Origin of the sequence: Bradyrhizobium sp. R2.2-H (assembly GCF_004346455.1) — a bacterium.
In the GTDB taxonomy this organism is placed as follows: Bacteria; Pseudomonadota; Alphaproteobacteria; order Rhizobiales; family Xanthobacteraceae; genus Bradyrhizobium; species Bradyrhizobium diversitatis.
Genome location: NZ_SMBR01000005.1, coordinates 352,612 through 370,622, shown reverse-complemented (window position 1 = coordinate 370,622; position 18,011 = coordinate 352,612). Strand labels below are relative to the sequence as shown.

Sequence of the window (18,011 nt, the reverse complement as noted above, 5' to 3'; positions counted from 1 at the left end):
CCAGTTCCGATTATTTCCGCACGCGCTGCCCGGCGAGCTCGACCAGGCCGCGCAGGAAGTCGACGAACTCTATGCCCGCCGCTTTCAGCGCCTTTGGGTAGAGCGAGGACTTGGTCAGCCCGGGGAGCGTGTTGGTCTCGAGATAGACGAGGCCCTTGTCCGAGACGATGAAGTCCGAGCGGGAATAGCCGGTGCAGGACATCGCGCGATGCGCCAGCATCGCCTGCTCCTCGAGCGCGGCGGTGATCTCGGGGGCGAAGCGGCCGGGACAGATCTCCTGGGTCGACTTCAGGAGATATTTCGCGGCATAGTCGAAATTGCCCTCGCCCGGGATAATCTCGATCGGCGGCAGCGAGACGATCGAGCCATCGGTGCGCTCCAGCACGCCGCAGGTCGCCTCGACGCCGGCGATATAGGGCTCGATCACGTACTCTTCGTGCTTGGCCGCATTGCGGACGGCGACGAGGTCCTGCTTGGCGTTGACGAAGATCAGCCCGTAGCTCGAGCCGTCGCGCGCCGGCTTCGCGATCAGCCGTCCGTATTCGGCGAAGGCCTCGTCGATGTGATCAAGCGCAACGTTCGATGGCGGCGTCACGCCGCCGAGGGCGGCGAACCGCTTGGCCGCGAGCTTGTCGAAGGCGAGGTGCGAGGAGGCCGAGCCCGAGCCGGTGAAGGGCACGCCGCGCGTCTCGCACATCACCTGCAATTCGCCGTTCTCGGCCCGCCCGCCATGCAGGCCGAGCACCAGCACGCGGTTCTCAGCCTTGGCCTGGTCCAATGCCTGATCCAGCGGAATGCCACGCGTGCCGGGCTTGAACTCGTCCTCGAAGGGACGGGCGTGTTCGAGCAGTTGCTTGGACTGCACGACATGCACCTTGTCCTCGACGTCCCACCACCAGAGATCGGCCTCGGGCAAGGCCTGATGCAGGGCCTGGGCCGAGGCGACCGAAACCAGACGCTCCCGGTTGGAGCCGCCGAAAAGAATGGTGATGCGCATTCGCTGCCTCTGTTTCTTTGTCATTCCGGGGCGCGCAAAGCGCGAACCATAGTGCGCAAGTGCGCCCCAGAGAATCTCGAGGTTCCGGGTTCGGTGCTTCGCACCGCCCCGGAACGACACTCACGCGGACACCCCGATCCGCTTGATTTCCCAGTGTAGCTCGATTCCGGAATTTGCCTTCACCCGTTCGCGCACGGTCTCGCCGAGCGTCTCGATATCGTGCGCGGAGGCATCGCCGGTGTTGATCAGGAAATTGCAGTGCATCTCGGAGACCTGCGCGCCGCCAACGCGCAGGCCGCGGCACCCGGCGGCGTCGATCAGCTTCCAGGCGGAGTGTCCTGGCGGGTTCTTGAAGGTCGAGCCGCCGGTCTTTTCCCGGATCGGCTGCGCAGTCTCGCGATGGCTTTGCACCTCCGCCATGCGCGCACGGATTGCTTCCGAATCCCTGATCTCGCCGCGGAAGCGGGCGGAGGTGAAGATGATGGAGGGATCGACGCCGCTGTTGCGGTAGACGAACTTCATGTCGGCATTGGAGAAGACATGCTTCGTGCCGTCGCGCCCCACCCCCCTCGCCTCGATCAGCACATCCTTGGTCTCGCCGCCATTGGCGCCCGCATTCATGCGCAGCGCGCCGCCGATCGTGCCGGGAATGCCGAAGTAGAATTCGAGCCCGCCGATATTCGCGGACGCCGCCACCTCCGCCACGCGCTTGTCGAGCGCGGCCGCGCCGGCGGTAACGATGTCTCCGCTCGCGCTGGCATCGCCGAAGGCGCGCGGCGCCAGGCGGATCACGATTCCCGCGATGCCGCCGTCGCGCACGATCAGGTTGGAGCCGACGCCGACGACATAGACCGGAATGTCGGGAGAAAGATGCGCGAGGAAGTAGGCGAGATCGTCCTCGTCCGCCGGCGTGAACAGCGCCTGCGCCGGGCCGCCGACGCGAAACCAGGTGAGCTCGGCGAGCGACTGGTTGGCGAGCAGCCGGCCGCGCAAGTCTGGCATCGCGGCTTTGAGTGAGGGGATGATGTCGGGGAAGCTCATACCGCATCCTCAAGTGAGGAGAGCACGCTTTGACCGTTCCCTCCCCCCTTGTGGGGGAGGGTCAGGGAGGGGGGTAGCCCCAAGCGAGAACGGAGTTTGTGGCTACCCCTCTCCCCCGCCCTCCCCCACAAGGGGGGAGGGAGCGCGGTGTGCCGCGTGGCGGCATAGGAGCTGCACAAGCGCATGCTCACCCCAGCGCCTTCAATCCGCCGGGCAATGCATACGCCCATTGCGTGATGTTGCCGGCCCCCAGGCACACGACGAGATCGCCGGGCTTCGCGAGCCCCTTGACGATGCCCGCCAGCTCCGATGCCGCCGGCAGCGGGATCACCTCGCGATGGCCGTGGGCGCGCAGGCCGGCGACGAAGTGATCGCGGTCGATGCCCTCGATCGGCGCTTCGCCTGCGGAATAGACATCGGCCACGATCACCGCATCGGCATCGTTGAAGCAGGTGCAGAATTCCTCGAACAGCGATTGCAGGCGGGTGTAGCGATGCGGCTGCACCACGGCGATGACCTTGCCGGTGTAGGAATCGCGCGCCGCTTTCAGCACCGCCGCGATCTCCACGGGGTGATGGCCGTAATCGTCGATGATGGTGACGCCGTTCCATTCGCCGGTCTTGGTGAAGCGGCGCTTGACACCACCGAAACCTGCGATGGCACTGCGGATCTCGTCGTCGGACACACCGAGCGCGTGAGCGACCGCAATCGCCGCCGTCGCGTTGGAGGCGTTGTGCCGGCCCGGCATCGGCAGCGCGAGGTCGGGGATCTCGTGCGTGGTGCCTTCCTTGCGGTCGCGGATCACGACCTTGAACTTCGAGCCGCCGCCGCCCGCGGTGAGATCGACCAGGCGCGCATCGGCCTGCGGATTTTCCCCGTAGGTGATGATGCGGCGGTCCTCGATCTTGCCGACGAGGCTCTGCACAACCGGATGATCGATGCACATCACGGCAAAGCCGTAGAACGGCAGATTTTCGACGAAGTGACGGAAGGCGTCCTGCACGGCCTCGAAGGTCTTGAAATGATCGAGATGCTCGGGGTCGACATTGGTGACGATCGCGACATCGGTCGGCAGCTTCAGGAACGTGCCGTCGCTCTCGTCGGCCTCCACCACCATCCAGTCGCCGGCCCCCAGCCGCGCGTTGGAGCCGTAGGCATTGATGATGCCGCCGTTGATCACGGTGGGATCGAGCCCGCCGGCGTCGAGCAGCGTTGCGACCATCGTGGTCGTCGTGGTCTTGCCGTGGGTGCCGGCGATGGCGACGCAGCTCTTCAGGCGCATCAGCTCGGCCAGCATCTCGGCGCGGCGCACCACGGGAATGCGCCTCTCGCGCGCTGCCATCAATTCCGGATTGTCGCGCTTGATCGCGGAGGACACGACCACGACCTCGGCCCCATCGACATTCTCGGCCTTGTGGCCGACCGAAACCTTCGCGCCCTTCTTGCGCAGACGGTCGAGATTGTAGTTGTCGGAGGCGTCCGAGCCCTGCACGGCATAGCCGAGATTGACCAGCACCTCGGCGATGCCGCTCATGCCGATCCCGCCGATCCCGACGAAGTGGATGGGTCCGATCTCGCGCGGCAGTCTCATGGCTGTATCTCTGTCTAGTCCGGCTGCGGCCGCGGCATTACCCCCGTCGTGGCCGGCCAGCGGCGAATCTCCTCCACTTCATGCAAGACCGGACGGATCGGGACAAGCCCGGTACGGCCTCCAAACGAGGTAATTTCCCGGTTGGATGCCCCATTTTGGCCGGTTTCGCGGATCGCGAGGCTCGCACTCGGATCACGGGGACCATGTCGCCGCTGCGGTCAGAGGGAGCCGGTTCGCGCGGCCGCCGCATCCTGGAGATCGAGCACGCGAAGATAGTTGCGCAGGCGATTGGCCTCGAGTGCGCCGAGAAGCTTGTTCTGATGATACGGCAACAGGAGATCGGCGAGCGGCGCGCTCCAGGGCGCGTCCAGATCGAAGATCACGCCGAGCCCGAATACGGCCGGGATCTCGGCAAAGCCGAGCTCGCGGCCGCCCCTGAGCGCGTCGGCCAGAAAGTCGTCGATCGCCGTCATCACGCCGTTGCGCGCACCGCCGGAGACCTCGGCAAACGCGAACTGGCCCATGCCGCGAAAGCCGCGCCCTTTGACGAGGGCTGCCTGACCGGGAACCGCACCGGCGTCAAAGCTGTAGGCGTGGCGATACTCGGCTGGAATTCGCTCGGGCGCATAGTAGAAATCGCGTCGACCACACGGCCAGCCGATGTCGTGCACGAAGACCAGAAGCGGCTTGCCGGCGCGACGGCTGATCGCATCGATGTGGCCGAGCTCGTTGTAGACCGTGTACCAATTGTGATCGCCATCGACGACCCAGGCATCGGCCTCGTCGACATCGGCGAACGCCTCCAGGCTCGTTTTTGCGAGATGGCGAACGTCCGGGCTGATCTTCAGCCACTCCATGAATTCGTGCTTCGGCGCGGGATCGACGGCGGTGAGATGTCCGCCGCGCTCACGACAATGAGCGGCAAGGAAAGGCGACATGCCACCATATTCCGAGCCGATCTCGACGATCTCGCGCGCATCCGCGAGCCTGAGTGCCTCGAGGACCAGATCGGAAAACTCCGCGAGGGAGTGAATCAGCAGGCCTGCCACCAACAAATCCTCCACCGGGCACGATTGAACCTGCCGCGCGTGCGACCATCGAGCCGAGCGACCCATGTGCAAGCTTGAACGGCGCGGAGGCTAAATTCCGGCGGTCTTCACCACGAGATCCGCCAGCCTCTCGGCCGCATCGAGCCGCCCTGCCCCCTTCGCGGCCGCGGCCATGGCGGCGAGGCGCGCGGGCTCGGCGGCAAGGCCGGAGATTTCGGCGGCAAGGCGGTCGGAGGTGAACTCGGTCTGCGGGATGCGGATCGCGCCGTCGACCTTGGCCAGCACGCCGGCATTGGCGAACTGGTCCTGGTCGATCGAGCCGGGCAGCGGCACCAGGATGGAGGGCCGGCCGATCGCCGCGAGCTCGGCGACGGTGCCGGCGCCGGAGCGCGACACCACGAGATGGTTGGAGGCGAGCCGCGCCGGCAGATCCGTGAAGAACGGCGCGAGCTCCGCCTTGATCTTGAGCTTGTCATAGATCGCGCGCACGCGGCTCATGTCCTCTTCGCGCACCTGCTGGGTGAGAACGAGGCGGCTCCATAACGCAGGCTCGAGCCGCTCGATCGCGCCGGGTACGATGTCGGCCATGATGCGCGCGCCTTGGCTGCCGCCGACGACGAGCAGGCGCAGCGGACCATTCACTTCGGGGGGGCTATACTTTACCGCAGCGGCGGCGAGAACCGCCGGCCGCATCGGGGTGCCGACAGTCGTGGTCTTGCTCGCCAGCGCCGGATCGCGGTCGAGCACGCCGGGCAAGGACGTTGCGATGGCGCGGACCCGGCCCGACAGAAACCGGTTGGCGCGGCCGAGCACGGCATTGGCGTCGTGAATGATGCCGGGCACGCCGGCGTATTTCGCTGCGACCAGCGGCGGCAACGTCGGGTAGCCGCCAAAGCCGACGACGGCGACCGGCTTGAGCCGCTTGATCAGGCGGTAGGCCGAGAGCGTGCCCGCGGCGAGCGTGAGGCCGGCATAGGCGAGCTGCAACGGATTGCGGCCGCGCGCGGTCTCGCTTGCCACGACGTCGATCATGTCCTTGCTGAACAACCCGCTATAGCGCAGCGCGCGCTCGTCGGTGACGAGGCGGACGCGAAAGCCGCGCCGGATCAATTCGACGCCGAGCGCCTCGGCCGGAAACAGATGGCCGCCGGTGCCGCCCGCGGCGAGAAGAATCAGGGGGGACGTGTCCATGGCGGGCAGTTTTACAGCGGTTCATCCAACATGGCGAGACGGTGTGCGTACCCGGGCGCAGCGCAACGCGCCGCTCTTCGCAGCGTGGTGCGCTGCTGAACCGGGCCCATGCGCGCGGCATTCTGGGTCCCGGATCTGCGCTTCGCTTGTCCGGGACACGAGAGTGGTTATGCATAACTCCGCATCGCCTCGGCGTGGCCGCTGGCTTCGACCTCGGTGCGTGGGCGCAGCCGCGTCAGAGCCAGCATCATGCCGACACCATAGGCCAGCGACACGATCGAGGAGCCGCCATAGGAGATGAACGGCAGCGTCATGCCCTTGGCTGGAATCAACTGCAGGTTCACCGACATGTTGATCGCGGCCTGCACGCCGAACAGGATCGCAAGTCCCGAGGCCGCGAAGCGCGAGAACATGTCCTCGTTGGCGTAGGCCCGCGACAGCGTGCGGATCACGACAAAGGCGAACAGCGCCAGCATGGCGAGGCACAGGATGATGCCGAACTCCTCGGCGGCGACCGCGAACACGAAGTCGGTGTGGCTGTCCGGCAAGCTGCGCTTGGCGATGCCCTCGCCCGGTCCGAGGCCGAACCAGCCGCCGTTGTAGAAGGCTTCCATGGCGGTATCGACCTGGAAAGTGTCGCCGGAGGCCGGATTCATGAAACGCCTGATGCGGCCGGCGACGTGCGGGACGAACAGATAGGCGCTGAACAGGCCCGCGGCGCCGAGACCTGCGAGACCGAATACCCAGATCATCCGCATGCCCGCGATGAAGAACAGCGAGCCCCACACCATCAGGACCAGCATGGTCTGGCCGAAATCGGGCTCCATCACCAGCAGCGCGACCAGCATCAGGAGCAGCACCACCGCCATCGAGGTCGCTGGCATCTCCGGCCGCCTGGTCGATTCCGCGAACAGCCATGCCGCGATCACGACGAACGACGGCTTGGCAATCTCTGAGGCCTGGATGTTGACGCCGAGCAGCGTGATCCAGCGCCGCGAGCCCTTCACCTCAGGACCGATCGCGAGCGTGAGCACGATCAGGATGATGCTGATCGCGAAGATGATGAGCGCGCTGCGGCGGATGGCGCGCGGCGACAGGAAGGACACGCCGACGAGCACGATGCAGGACGGCACCAGGAACAGCACGTGGCGGCTGAAGAAATGGAAGGGATCGAGCCCGATGCGGGTCGCAACCGGCGGACTCGCCGCCAGCGACAGGATCACGCCGGTCAGCATCAAGGCCAGGATGGCGCCCATCAGCGGCTTGTCGACGGTCCACCACCACTCGGAAAAGGGGGTGCGTTCTTCACGGGAGAGCATGGGCGGCCGCTTTCGGACGGAGGTCGGTCCATTGGTCGCCGAGGTTGGTTACCGGAGGGTTAACATGATGGATCAAGTTGTGGAGAGTCTCGTGCCCCGGACGCAGCGCACCGCGCCGCCCCTTTGCGGCGTGTGCGCTGCAGAGCCGGGGCCCATATCGCGGCAGTGTATCGTGTAGCGGCCTGGGTCCCGGCTCTGCGGAGCGTCACTTCGTGCCGCGCCGCGTCCGGGACACGAGAGCCCCTATTCGTAGTTGATCGCAACGTCCCCCGCGCGCTGATCGCGCTTGTAGATCTGATCTGGCCCGGGAATGAAACCGATCCTCACCGCCCGCTCACTGCTCCAGGCGACGACAGGATCAAGATGCCCACGCACGCTGAGAAAGGTCGGCCGCGCGCGATGATGCTGGCTTGCGTGCTGTCGGAGACCGTCGCGCCGCATGACTTCCAGACCACGACAACCAGCTTGCTGCCGCTAGGCGAGGCGAATGCGCGCTGGCGAACGACGCGGCACGCACCGAAGCCGCTCATGAGATTGTCGACGACAACAACGAAGACAAAACCCGCGGCGACTGGAACAGCAAGAGCAGCGACGACAATTCCGATCCAGCGTCGGCGCGACATAACTCACACCACCGGCTTCACGCCCGGCAGCGCCTGCACCAGTTCGCGGAACTTGGTGCCGCGGATCTCGAAATTGCGGTACTGGTCGAACGATGCGCAGGCCGGCGACAGCAGCACGACGGCATCCGTGAGGCCCGAGGCTTCCGCATCGCGCGCGGCGTGCTCGACCGCGACGTCGAGGGTCTGGCTGATCTCGTGCGGGACGGAGCCCAGCGTGCCCGAAAATTCCTGCGCGGCCTCGCCGATCAGATAGGCCTTGCGGATCCGCGGGAAGAAGCCGGTCAGGCCAGTGATGCCGCCTGCCTTCGGCTTGCCGCCGGCGATCCAGAAGATGTCGGCAAACGACGACAGCGCATGCGCGGTCGCGTCGGCGTTGGTGCCCTTGGAATCATTGACGAACAGCACGTTGCCGCAGCGGCCGACCTGCTCCATGCGGTGCGCAAGGCCGGGAAAGCTGCGCAGGCCGTTCTGCAGCACGTCGAGACTGATGCCCATGGCGAGCGCAGCGGCGGCGGCGCAGGCCGCGTTCTGCGCATTGTGCAGGCCGCGCAGCGAGCCGATGCCGCCGAGCGCGGCGACCTCGCTGCGGGCGCCGCCCGCGGCGCGCACGATGGTGCCGTGCTCGACGTAAATGCCCGACGCGAGCGGGTTCTTGACCGAGATGCGCACCACGTTCTTGCCGGCGCGGTCGAGCCGGTCGGCGATGTCGCGGCAATAGCCGTCATCGACGCCCACGATCGCGGTGCCGCCGCCTTGCACGTCGGCGACGAGGCGCTCCTTCACCGCGGCGTAGTGCTCGATCGTACCATGCCGGTCGATATGGTCCTCGCTGACATTGAGCAGGATGCCGACGGAGGGATCGAGCGAGGGCGTGAGGTCGATCTGGTAGGACGACATCTCGATGACGTGGACGCGCCCCATGCGCGGCGGCTCCAGCGACAGGATCGCGGTGCCGATATTGCCGCCCATCTGCGTGTCATAGCCGGCGACTTTCGTGAGGTGCGCAATCAGCGCCGTCGTGGTCGACTTGCCATTGGTGCCGGTGATGGCGACGAACGGCGCGTCCGGCGCGTGCCGGCGCCGCTCGCGGCAGAACAGCTCGATATCGCCGATCACCTCGACCCCGGCCTCGCGCGCCTTCAGCACGCTCCAGTGCGGCACGGGATGAGTGAGCGGCACGCCGGGCGCGAGCACGAGCGCGGCGAGATTGGTCCAGGAAACGTTGCGCAAATCCGCACTGATGAAACCCGCCTGCACCGCCTTGGCGACGTTCTCGGCATTGTCGTCGGCGGCGATCACCTCGGCACCCCCCGCCTTCAAGGCATGGCAGGAGGCGAGCCCCGAGCCGCCGAGGCCGAACACCGCGACCGTCTTGCCGGCGAAGGATGTGACAGGGATCATCGCGTGACCGTCAGCGCAGCTTCAGGGTGGAGAGGCCGGCGAGCGCCAGCATCACCGAAATGATCCAGAACCGGATCACGATCTGCGGCTCGGTCCAGCCGAGCTGCTCGAAATGGTGATGGATCGGCGCCATCCGGAAGATGCGCTTGCCCGTCAGCTTGAACGACACCACCTGCACGATGACGGAGACCGCTTCCAGCACGAACAGGCCGCCGATCACGGCGAGCACGATCTCGTGCTTCACCGCGACCGCGATGGCGCCGAGCATGCCGCCAAGCGCGAGCGAGCCGGTGTCGCCCATGAAGATCGAGGCCGGCGGGGCGTTGAACCAGAGGAAGCCGAGACCGGCGCCCAGCAGTGCGCCGCAGAGCACCGCGAGCTCGCCGGTACCCGCGACGTATTTGATCTGGAGATATTCGGCGAACACCGCGTTGCCGGCGAGATAGGCGATCATCGCAAAGCTCGCGGTCGCGATCATCACCGGCACGATGGCGAGGCCGTCGAGACCGTCGGTAAGATTCACCGCGTTGCCGGAGCCGACGATGACGAAGGCGCCGAAGATAACGAAGAACCAGCCGAAATGCAGCACGGTGTCCTTGAGGAACGGGATCGTCAGCGCGGTCGAGGCCGGATCGCGGTTCAGCCGCACCAGCGCGTAGCAGGCAACCAGCGCGATCACCGCCTCGATCAGCAGGCGAAGCTTGCTGCCGAACCCGGTCGTGGTCTGCTTGGTCACCTTGAGGTAATCGTCATAGAAGCCGACGAAGCCGAAGCCGAGCGTCACCGCCAGCACGATCCAGACATAGGGGTTGAGCGGATTGGCCCACAGCACCGTGCCGACGGTGAGGCCGGACAGGATCATCAGCCCGCCCATCGTGGGCGTGCCCTTCTTGGCGAGATGCGATTGCGGACCGTCGAGGCGGATCGGCTGGCCCTTGCCCTGACGGATGCGCAGATGGTCGATGATCCAGGGCCCGAACAGGAACACGAATAGCGCGCCGGTCACGACTGCGCCGCCGGTGCGGAAGGTGATGTAGCGGAAGACGTTGAAGAAGGTGCGAACGGCACCGAAGCCCGGAAATGTGTTGGAAAGCTCGATCAACCAGTAAAACATTCAGACGGTCCTATGGCGCCTTTGCACACGCAGCCTTGGCCTTGTTCCTAGCCTTTATCTTGGCCTCAACGTGCCTCACGGGCATTCGCTGGTTTTCGTCATGGGTCGCGCGACCTCTGGGAAAACGGACGGCTTAGCGCCACAAAGGGTGGGATTCGGGAACAGCGCCTTCCAAGCAGTTTACGCCTTCGCCTGCAAGGCGGTCATCAGGCCCGGCACGAACTTGTTGACCCAGAACATCTTTTTGCTGCCCTTGACAACCACGACATCCCCTGCCTTCAGCAGGCTCGCAACCTCGCCCGGTTTCAGCGTGGCCGGATCATTGTGCCAGCCGAGGCCCTTGCCTGATGGCAGCACATCGTAGAGGTGGCGCATCAGAGGACCGACGCAGTAGACGCCGTCGATGCCTTCGAGATATTTGGCGAGGCCGGTATGATAGCTGGGTGCGTCCTCGCCCAGTTCGAGCATGTCGCCGAGAACCGCGATGCGGCGGCCTTCGCTCACGTGGCGCGCCTGGAGGCTTTGCAGCGCAGCCGCCACGCTGGCCGGATTGCCGTTGAAGCTGTCGTCGATCACGGTGATATCGCCGACCGCCTGCTCGACGCCGCGGCCGGTCATGATGCCGACGCGGTCGAGCTTGATCGCCAGCGTCGCGACGTCGAGATGCGCAGCATGAATGGCGGCAAGCGCTGCCAGCGCATTGTGCACCCGGTGCGGCGCGCCAGGGGTGAGGCTGAAGGCGATCTCCTTCCTGCCGATCGCGGCCACGACCTGCCAGCTCTCGCCGTGCGGCGCGTGCGCGACCTCGTGCACCTCGGCATGCTCGCCGCCGAAGCGCACGACCTTGCCCTTCCACTCGGGCGCCTTGATCCCGGCCGGCAGCACCAGCACACCATTCTCGGGCAGGCCGAGCGCGATCGACACCTTCTCGCGCCGGATGGCTTCCAGCGAGCCGAGCTTCTCCAGATGCACGGGCTGCACGTTGACAACGAGCGCGACCGTCGGCTGGGTCAATTCGCTGAGCCGCGCGATCTCGCCCTGCTGGTTCATGCCCATCTCGACGACCCAGAGGCTGGCATCTCGCCTTGCATTGCAAAGCGTCAGCGGCACGCCCCAGAAATTGTTGAAGCTCGACGGGCTCGCATAGGCGTTGGGATAGGCGGCGAGAAATTCCTTGGTGCTGGTCTTGCCCGCGCTTCCGGTGAGCCCGATCACCGGTCCGGCAAAGCGCGCGCGTGCGGCACGTGCAAGGCCCCAGAGACCGTCGATCAGCGTGTCCCTGACGACGATCTGCGGAATGCGGATGCCGGCGATCTCGTGCGGCACGATCATCGCGACCGCGCCCGAAGCTTCCGCCTTGTCCGCGAACTCCCAGCCGTCGCGCGCGCTGGCGAAGGCCGAGACGAAGCCGCCGCTCGGCGTGCCGCTGAGCGCGACGAACAGGCTGCCCGGTTTCACCAGCCGGCTGTCCTGCGTGATGAAGTCGATTCCCGTGTCCGGGAATGATCCGGTGACACCCAGCGCACGCGCGACCTCGGCAACTGTCCATATTGGCGCGCTCATGCAACCCTCGACGCTAGTGCAGCGGCAACCGCCTCGTGATCACTGAAGGGCAGAACTTCTCCGCCGACGATCTGCCCGGTCTCATGGCCCTTGCCGGCGATGAGCAGCGCATCGCCTTCTTCCAATTGCTCGATCGCGGCGCGGATCGCGGCGGCGCGGTCGCCGATCTCCCGGGCGCCCTTCGCGGTGGCGAGGATCGCGGCGCGGATCGCTTCCGGCTTCTCGCTGCGCGGATTGTCGTCGGTGATGATGACGTCGTCGGCGTTCTCGGCCGCGATCTCGCCCATGATCGGTCGCTTGCCGGCATCGCGGTCGCCGCCGGCGCCGAACACGACGACGAGCCTGCGCTTGGCGTAAGGCCGCAGCGCCTGCAGCGCCTTCGCGAGCGCATCGGGCTTGTGCGCGTAATCGACGAAGATCGGCGCACCGTTGCGCTCGCCGACACGCTCGAGCCGGCCCTTGGCGCCTTCGAGATGCTCCAGGCTCGCGAACACGTCGGCTGCATCGCTGCCGGTGCCGATCGCAAGACCGGCCGACACCAGTGCGTTCTCGATCTGGAATTCGCCGACCAGCGGCAGCCGGATGGCGAAGCGCTTGCCGCGATGTTCGAGCGTGAGCTTTTGCGCGAAACCTTCGACCACGGCCTCCGTCAGGCGGATGCCCTCGCCCGCACCGTCGCCGTTGCGGCCGACCGCCATGACGCGCAGGCCACGCCCCTTGGCGGCGTCGATCGCTTCGGCCGAGCAATCATGATCGGCCGAGATCACCGCGGCGCCACCCGGCGGCACCAACTCGCGGAACAGGCGGAGCTTCGCCGCGAGATAATGCGCAACGCTCGGATGATAGTCCATGTGGTCGCGCGAGAGGTTGGTGAAGCCGCCGGCGGAGACGCGCACGCCGTCGAGTCGATACTGGTCGAGCCCGTGCGAGGAGGCCTCGAAGGCGAGATGGGTGACGCCCTCGCGCGCGATCTCGTCGATCTGCCGGTGCAGCGCGATCGGATCGGGCGTCGTCAGCGAGCCATAGACGGTGCGTTTGGGCGAGACGAGACCGATGGTGCCGATGCTGGCGGAGGCATGCCCCAGCCGCTCCCAGATCTGACGTGTGAAGGCCGCGACCGAGGTCTTGCCGCTGGTTCCGGTCACGGCGGCGATCGTGGCGGGCTGCGCGGGAAAGAACTTTGCCGCGGCCAGCGCCAGTGTGCGGCGCGGATTGGCCACAGAGACAAACGGCGCCCTGGTCGCCGCAGGCGCATGGTCGCCAACGATTGCGATCGCGCCCGCGGCAATTGCCGCATCGATGAAGCGCGCGCCGTCGGTCTTGCTGCCCGCGATTGCGACGAAGAGATCGCCCGGCTTGACCACGCGGCTGTCGAGCGCAATGCCGCTCACGTCGAGCGCCGCAACAGCAGGCTCGATCGCGGCATCATTGCCCAGAACATCCTGACCCAAGAGGTCGCGCAGCTTCATGGTCTTCCAGTCGACATGCCTGCCGGAAAGCCGAATCCCTTTGAAAACCCGACTCAGCACCGGCGATGGCGCACCCGATTGATTACTGGGTTGTCCTGGATGCTGCAAGAATAAGGCGGTCGGACGGCGGCAGGTCGAACCGCGGCTCGACGCCCAGGAGCGGCGCGATCCGCTCGATCACCTTGCCGCCGGTCGGCACCGCGTTCCAGCCGGAGGTGATGAAACCATGCGTTTCGGGCAGCGCCTGCGGCTCGTCCAGCATGATCAGGACGTGATATTTGGGATCGTCGCAGGGCAGGATGGCGGTGAAGGAGTTGAGCACTCGCTTCTTGGCGTAGCGGCCGTTGATGACCTTCTCGGACGTGCCGGTCTTGCCGCCGACGTAATAGCCCTTGACGTCCGCCTTTCTCGCCGAGCCGACTTCGGCATTGAGCCGCATCAGGAACCGCATCTTGTCGCTGGTCTCCGTCTTGATGACGCGCTTGGCCATCGCCATCGCTTCGGATTCGCTGCGCTTCATGAATGTCGGCGGAATCAGATAGCCGCCATTCACCAGCGCGTTGATGCCCATCACGGCTTGCAGCGGTGCCACCGACAGGCCCTGGCCGAACGCAGCGGTGACCGTATTCAACTCGCTCCAGCGCCGCGGGATCAGCGGCGCCGCGCTCTCCGGCAGCTCGGTGCGCAGCCGCGTCATCTGGCCCATCTTGGCGAGGAACGCCTTGTGCGCCTCGACGCCCTGGTTAAGCGCAATGCGCGCGGCGCCGATGTTGGACGAGTAGGTGAACACTTCCTTGGTGTTGATGAAACGCCCGAGCGGATGACTGTCATGGATGGTGAACTTGCCGTAGTGCAGGTTGCCGCGTGCGTCCCACATCGAATTCAGGTTGATCTTGCCGGAATCGAGCCCCATCGCCAGCGTGAACGCCTTGAAGGTCGAGCCCATCTCGTAGACGCCGGTGGTCAGGCGGTTGATGCGATCGGGGTCGTGCGCTTCCTTCGGATTGTTGGGATCGAAATCCGGCAGCGAGACCATCGCCACGATCTCGCCGGTCTTGACGTTGGAGACGATGCCGGAAGCGGCCTTGGCGTGGAACTTGTCCTTGGCCTTGAGGAGTTCGTCACGCAGCGCATGCTCGACGCGCAGATCGACCGAGAGCTCGATCGGCTTCTGCAGCCGGTCGGTTGCGAAGCCGGCGCGGTGGAGATCGGCGAGCCCCTGGTTGTCGAGCCACTTCTCCAGGCCGGCGATGCCCTGATTGTCGATGTTGACGAGACCGATGATGTGCGCGACCTCGTTGCCCGTCGGATAGACGCGCTTGTTCTCGCGCAGGAAGCCGATGCCGGGAAGGCCGAGCTTGTGGATGGCCTGCTGCTGCGACGGCGTGACCTCGCGCTTGAGCCAGGCGAAGCCCTTGCGCGACTTCAGGCGCTCGCGCACCTCGGCCTCGTCGAGGTCTGGAATGGTTGCCGTCAGGAGCTCGATCGCCTCATCCTTGTCGATGATGCGGCGCGGCTCGCTGAACAGGCTCGCGGCCTTGACGTCGGTCGCGAGGATCGCGCCGTTGCGGTCGACGATGTCGGGCCGCGCGGTCGCAACCACCTCCTGCGCCGCGGCGCGGCGCGCCCCGTGGGCGTCCGCGCCGATCGCGAACATCACGAGCCGCCCGCCGATCAGGGCATAGACCGAAGCGAAGGCGAGTATCGCAAGCCCCACGCGCGCTCGTGCCTTCACGGCGCGATCGACATTGCGCCCGTAGAGCAGGCTGCGGATCAGCCGCTGCCGCCACGGTTCAGCCGGCTTCTCGGTCGGTTTTGCAGGCATTGCCGCGCTCATTGCTTGTCCTCGGGCTGAGGCACGGAGCCCGTCACGGTATCGGGATCGCTCGCGGCTTCGATGGCGTTCAGCATGGCCCCGATCGGATCGGGATCGCCCGGCCTGAACATCCGCGGCGGGCGCTCCGGCAGATTCTTCAGCGAGTCATATTGCGTGCCGTTGACCGGCTTGAGGTGCAGATGCCGGTCGGACAGGCCTTGCAGCCGCAGCGGGGCATCGAGCTTGGCCCACTCGGCCCGCAGCGCCGCGATCGCGTCGCGCTCCTCGCGGATCTCTGCACGCAGCCGCAGCACCTTCTCGGTGCGCGCCGTGGAGTCCATCTTGATCCGGTAGACATGGGCCGCCGCGAAGATCAGCGCGCCGATGACGAGGAGGTGGATGATGCGCATGCGCTAGCCGCCCCTCATCACGTCGGAGAGTTTCGGCCAGGGCGATGCCTCGTCGGTCTCGTGCGCCGGCGCCGCGGTGCGCTCGGCGGCGCGCAGCTTTGCGGAGCGTGCGCGCGGATTATGCGCAACTTCGTCTTCGCCGGCGACGACGGGCCGCCGCGTCAGAACCCGGAAGCTCGGCGTCACTTGCGCCACTTCCGGCAGATGCCGCGAACCGCCGCCGGTCCTGGAGCGCTCAGTGAGAAAATTCTTGACGATGCGGTCTTCCAGCGAATGGAACGAGACCACGACGAGGCGGCCGCCGGGCTTGAGCATGCGCTCGGCCGCAGCGAGCGCGGCCTGGAGCTCGTCGAGTTCCTCGTTGACGAAGATGCGCAGCGCCTGGAACGTCCGTGTTGCCGGATGAATGTCCCCCGGCTTTGAGCGGACCACCCTTCCGACGAGATCGGCAAGCGCGCGCGTGGTGGTGAACGGGGTCTCCTGGCGGTCCGCGACAATGGCGCGTGCGATGCGGCGCGAATGCCGCTCCTCGCCGAGGAGATAGATGATGTCGGCGAGATCGCCTTCCGACGCATGCGCGACCACGTCGGCCGCGGTCGGGCCCGTCTGCCCCATCCGCATGTCGAGCGGACCGTCGAGGCGGAACGAGAAGCCGCGGCCGGCCTGGTCGAGCTGCATCGAGGACACGCCGACATCCATCACGACGCCGTCGATCGCCTCGACGCCTTGCGCCGCGCAGACCTCGGCAAGATCGGAGAAGCGGCCCTCGACCAGCATCAGCCGGCCTGCGGAACGTTCGACCAGCCCGGCGCCGCCGGCAATCGCCGTGCGGTCGCGATCAATGGCGATGAGTCGGGTTCCCGACACCTCCAGGATCGCGCGGCTATAGCCGCCGGCACCAAAAGTGGCGTCGACATAGACGCCGCCCTCGCGCGGAGCGAGATGCGCGACGGCCTCCCGACCAAGGACGGGGATGTGCGGAACCGAACTCATGCGAAACGCCTGCCGACCGACCGGCCTGACATCCAAGCAAGATCGGGGACGAACAAGCCCATAACGCCTCGAATCATTACGCGTCGCGGCGGTTCCACGACAAAGCCCTCGTCCAGCATGGTTACCGGGCCCGGTCGTCCCAGGCCACAAACCCAGTGTTCCCAGTGGAATTTGTCGGGCAGCCATGGGATTTCGAGCCAAAATACGCTTTGGCCGCCTCCGGACGCGGGTCGGCACTTCATCCCTCAGTAACGGCCCTTAGCGTTAAGAAAGCGTTGCTCGACTCGATACAAGTCGTAAAGGTGACGAGCGGGGTGATGCCTCTTCCACACACACCGCCGAAATGCATCCGTTAACCGCGCCGCGCGATTGCGCGCCGTGGACGGTAAAGGAATAGTAAAGAGAAGGGCTTGCCCTACTCTCCGTTCGTTCGAGCTGCTCATGCCCTCCGGTTCGTCCACACCGTCTGGATCTGATTCGAAGCGCCAACGCGTTCTCCCGGTTCCCAAGACCGTGGCGAGCCTGCGGACGTTCGAGCCCGACTCGTCGATCGTCTCGGACATCATCCCCTCGCCCAATCATGGCGAGCGCAACAAGGGACGGCAGCCGGACATGATCGTGCTGCACTACACCGGCATGCCCGATGTCGAGGGCGCACTGGCACGGCTATGCACGGCCGGCAGCGAAGTGTCGGCACATTATGTCGTGCTGGAGGACGGCCGCATCGTGCAATGCGTGCCCGAGGCCAAGCGCGCCTGGCACGCGGGCGTCTCTTCCTGGGCCGGCGAGGACGACATCAATTCCTGCTCGATCGGCATCGAGATCATCAATCGCGGCCACGACTGGGGCTATCCCGAGTTTCCGCTGCGCCAGATCGCCGCCGTGATCGCGCTGTGCCGCGGCATCATGCTCCGGCGCAAGGTGCCGGCCCACCGGGTGCTCGGCCATTCCGACGTCGCGCCCGCGCGCAAGAAGGATCCCGGCGAAAAATTTCCATGGCATTCGCTGGCCAATTCCGGCGTCGGTCACTGGGTCACGCCCGCTCCGATCGTGCGCGGCGAGACTCTGATGCTCGGCACCATCAGCGACGCCGTGCTGAGCATGCAGCAGGCGCTCGCAAGGTACGGCTACGGCGTGCCGCTGACCGGCAAATACGACGCCGCGACGCTGGAAGTCGTCACCGCCTTCCAGCGCCATTTCCGTCCGGCGCGGCTCGATGGCGTTGCGGATCATTCGACGCTGTCGACATTGCAGGCACTGCTGGCGAGCCTGCCGGCGGAAGCGACGACGGTGGCGTCGAAGTGACGGCGTAGGCCATGCGGTTCACTCTCGTGCCCCGGACGCGCGAAGCGCGAGCCGGGACCAATCGGCGAGGGCAGCCCGTTGCGACGAGATGGGCCTCGGCTCTGCAGCGCATCGCCATAGAGGCGCTGC

Annotated in this window: 15 protein-coding genes; 1 reads left to right on the top strand and 14 read right to left on the bottom strand. The window is 66.2% G+C overall.

Annotated features, from left to right (window positions below; all coding sequences use genetic code 11):
* Positions 1 to 10: 10 nt before the first annotated feature.
* From EDE08_RS15880 to rsmH, 14 genes are all read right to left on the bottom strand, one after another.
* On the bottom strand, positions 11 to 997 hold the full coding sequence (locus EDE08_RS15880; RefSeq protein WP_131869734.1) for a D-alanine--D-alanine ligase family protein: 987 nt from the start codon (positions 995 to 997) through the stop codon (positions 11 to 13).
* 120 nt (positions 998 to 1,117) lie between these two features.
* Complete coding sequence (murB, locus tag EDE08_RS15870) at positions 1,118 to 2,038, bottom strand: UDP-N-acetylmuramate dehydrogenase (RefSeq protein WP_131869732.1); 921 nt, start codon at positions 2,036 to 2,038, stop codon at positions 1,118 to 1,120.
* Between the two features lie 187 nt (positions 2,039 to 2,225).
* A complete protein-coding gene (gene murC / locus EDE08_RS15865) occupies positions 2,226 to 3,629 on the bottom strand; it encodes a UDP-N-acetylmuramate--L-alanine ligase (RefSeq protein WP_131869731.1) in 1,404 nt (467 codons plus the stop codon).
* A gap of 218 nt (positions 3,630 to 3,847) precedes the next feature.
* Complete coding sequence (locus tag EDE08_RS15860; protein WP_131869730.1) at positions 3,848 to 4,678, bottom strand: class I SAM-dependent methyltransferase; 831 nt, start codon at positions 4,676 to 4,678, stop codon at positions 3,848 to 3,850.
* A gap of 90 nt (positions 4,679 to 4,768) precedes the next feature.
* Positions 4,769 to 5,869, bottom strand: a complete 1,101-nt coding sequence (gene murG / locus EDE08_RS15855) for an undecaprenyldiphospho-muramoylpentapeptide beta-N-acetylglucosaminyltransferase (protein WP_131869729.1) — start codon at positions 5,867 to 5,869, stop codon at positions 4,769 to 4,771.
* A 167-nt stretch (positions 5,870 to 6,036) separates the two neighbouring features.
* Positions 6,037 to 7,188: a putative lipid II flippase FtsW gene (ftsW, locus tag EDE08_RS15850; RefSeq protein WP_061877570.1), complete on the bottom strand. Its 1,152-nt coding sequence runs from the start codon at positions 7,186 to 7,188 to the stop codon at positions 6,037 to 6,039.
* A gap of 323 nt (positions 7,189 to 7,511) precedes the next feature.
* The gene (locus EDE08_RS15845; protein ID WP_131869728.1) at positions 7,512 to 7,811 is read right to left on the bottom strand and encodes a hypothetical protein; all 300 of its coding nucleotides are present in this window, start codon (positions 7,809 to 7,811) and stop codon (positions 7,512 to 7,514) included.
* A gap of 3 nt (positions 7,812 to 7,814) precedes the next feature.
* Entirely contained in the window at positions 7,815 to 9,212 is a 1,398-nt protein-coding gene (gene murD, locus EDE08_RS15840) for a UDP-N-acetylmuramoyl-L-alanine--D-glutamate ligase (RefSeq protein ID WP_131869727.1), read from the bottom strand.
* A 10-nt stretch (positions 9,213 to 9,222) separates the two neighbouring features.
* Positions 9,223 to 10,326 (bottom strand): phospho-N-acetylmuramoyl-pentapeptide-transferase, encoded by a 1,104-nt coding sequence (gene mraY / locus EDE08_RS15835; RefSeq protein ID WP_131869726.1) that lies wholly within the window; start codon positions 10,324 to 10,326, stop codon positions 9,223 to 9,225.
* 180 nt (positions 10,327 to 10,506) lie between these two features.
* Positions 10,507 to 11,889 (bottom strand): UDP-N-acetylmuramoyl-tripeptide--D-alanyl-D-alanine ligase, encoded by a 1,383-nt coding sequence (locus EDE08_RS15830; RefSeq protein WP_131869725.1) that lies wholly within the window; start codon positions 11,887 to 11,889, stop codon positions 10,507 to 10,509.
* Positions 11,886 to 13,358: a UDP-N-acetylmuramoyl-L-alanyl-D-glutamate--2,6-diaminopimelate ligase gene (locus EDE08_RS15825; protein WP_131869724.1), complete on the bottom strand. Its 1,473-nt coding sequence runs from the start codon at positions 13,356 to 13,358 to the stop codon at positions 11,886 to 11,888. Before EDE08_RS15825 ends, EDE08_RS15830 begins: the two co-directional genes overlap by 4 nt.
* 82 nt (positions 13,359 to 13,440) lie before the next feature.
* Complete coding sequence (locus EDE08_RS15820) at positions 13,441 to 15,195, bottom strand: peptidoglycan D,D-transpeptidase FtsI family protein (RefSeq protein WP_131869723.1); 1,755 nt, start codon at positions 15,193 to 15,195, stop codon at positions 13,441 to 13,443.
* The gene (gene ftsL, locus EDE08_RS15815; protein WP_131869722.1) at positions 15,192 to 15,584 is read right to left on the bottom strand and encodes a cell division protein FtsL; all 393 of its coding nucleotides are present in this window, start codon (positions 15,582 to 15,584) and stop codon (positions 15,192 to 15,194) included. Before ftsL ends, EDE08_RS15820 begins: the two co-directional genes overlap by 4 nt.
* Positions 15,585 to 15,587: 3 nt before the next feature.
* A complete protein-coding gene (gene rsmH, locus EDE08_RS15810) occupies positions 15,588 to 16,577 on the bottom strand; it encodes a 16S rRNA (cytosine(1402)-N(4))-methyltransferase RsmH (RefSeq protein WP_165935937.1) in 990 nt (329 codons plus the stop codon).
* 441 nt (positions 16,578 to 17,018) lie between these two features.
* Here rsmH and EDE08_RS15805 point away from each other — a divergent pair, with 441 nt between their 5' ends.
* The gene (locus EDE08_RS15805) at positions 17,019 to 17,882 is read left to right on the top strand and encodes an N-acetylmuramoyl-L-alanine amidase (protein ID WP_207913010.1); all 864 of its coding nucleotides are present in this window, start codon (positions 17,019 to 17,021) and stop codon (positions 17,880 to 17,882) included.
* Positions 17,883 to 18,011: the final 129 nt, after the last annotated feature.

Excerpts from the sequence above, each read along its gene's own strand:
- EDE08_RS15845 (WP_131869728.1), bottom strand. The coding sequence starts at position 7,811 with ATGTCGCGCCGACGCTGGATCGGAATTGTCGTCGCTGCTCTTGCTGTT.
- murB (WP_131869732.1), bottom strand. The coding sequence starts at position 2,038 with ATGAGCTTCCCCGACATCATCCCCTCACTCAAAGCCGCGATGCCAGAC.
- murG (WP_131869729.1), bottom strand. The coding sequence starts at position 5,869 with ATGGACACGTCCCCCCTGATTCTTCTCGCCGCGGGCGGCACCGGCGGC.
- EDE08_RS15805 (WP_207913010.1), top strand. The coding sequence starts at position 17,019 with ATGCCCTCCGGTTCGTCCACACCGTCTGGATCTGATTCGAAGCGCCAA.
- rsmH (WP_165935937.1), bottom strand. The coding sequence starts at position 16,577 with ATGAGTTCGGTTCCGCACATCCCCGTCCTTGGTCGGGAGGCCGTCGCG.
- murD (WP_131869727.1), bottom strand. The coding sequence starts at position 9,212 with ATGATCCCTGTCACATCCTTCGCCGGCAAGACGGTCGCGGTGTTCGGC.
- EDE08_RS15820 (WP_131869723.1), bottom strand. The coding sequence starts at position 15,195 with ATGAGCGCGGCAATGCCTGCAAAACCGACCGAGAAGCCGGCTGAACCG.
- EDE08_RS15825 (WP_131869724.1), bottom strand. The coding sequence starts at position 13,358 with ATGAAGCTGCGCGACCTCTTGGGTCAGGATGTTCTGGGCAATGATGCC.
- ftsL (WP_131869722.1), bottom strand. The coding sequence starts at position 15,584 with ATGCGCATCATCCACCTCCTCGTCATCGGCGCGCTGATCTTCGCGGCG.
- EDE08_RS15880 (WP_131869734.1), bottom strand. The coding sequence starts at position 997 with ATGCGCATCACCATTCTTTTCGGCGGCTCCAACCGGGAGCGTCTGGTT.
- EDE08_RS15830 (WP_131869725.1), bottom strand. The coding sequence starts at position 11,889 with ATGAGCGCGCCAATATGGACAGTTGCCGAGGTCGCGCGTGCGCTGGGT.
- ftsW (WP_061877570.1), bottom strand. The coding sequence starts at position 7,188 with ATGCTCTCCCGTGAAGAACGCACCCCCTTTTCCGAGTGGTGGTGGACC.
- murC (WP_131869731.1), bottom strand. The coding sequence starts at position 3,629 with ATGAGACTGCCGCGCGAGATCGGACCCATCCACTTCGTCGGGATCGGC.
- mraY (WP_131869726.1), bottom strand. The coding sequence starts at position 10,326 with ATGTTTTACTGGTTGATCGAGCTTTCCAACACATTTCCGGGCTTCGGT.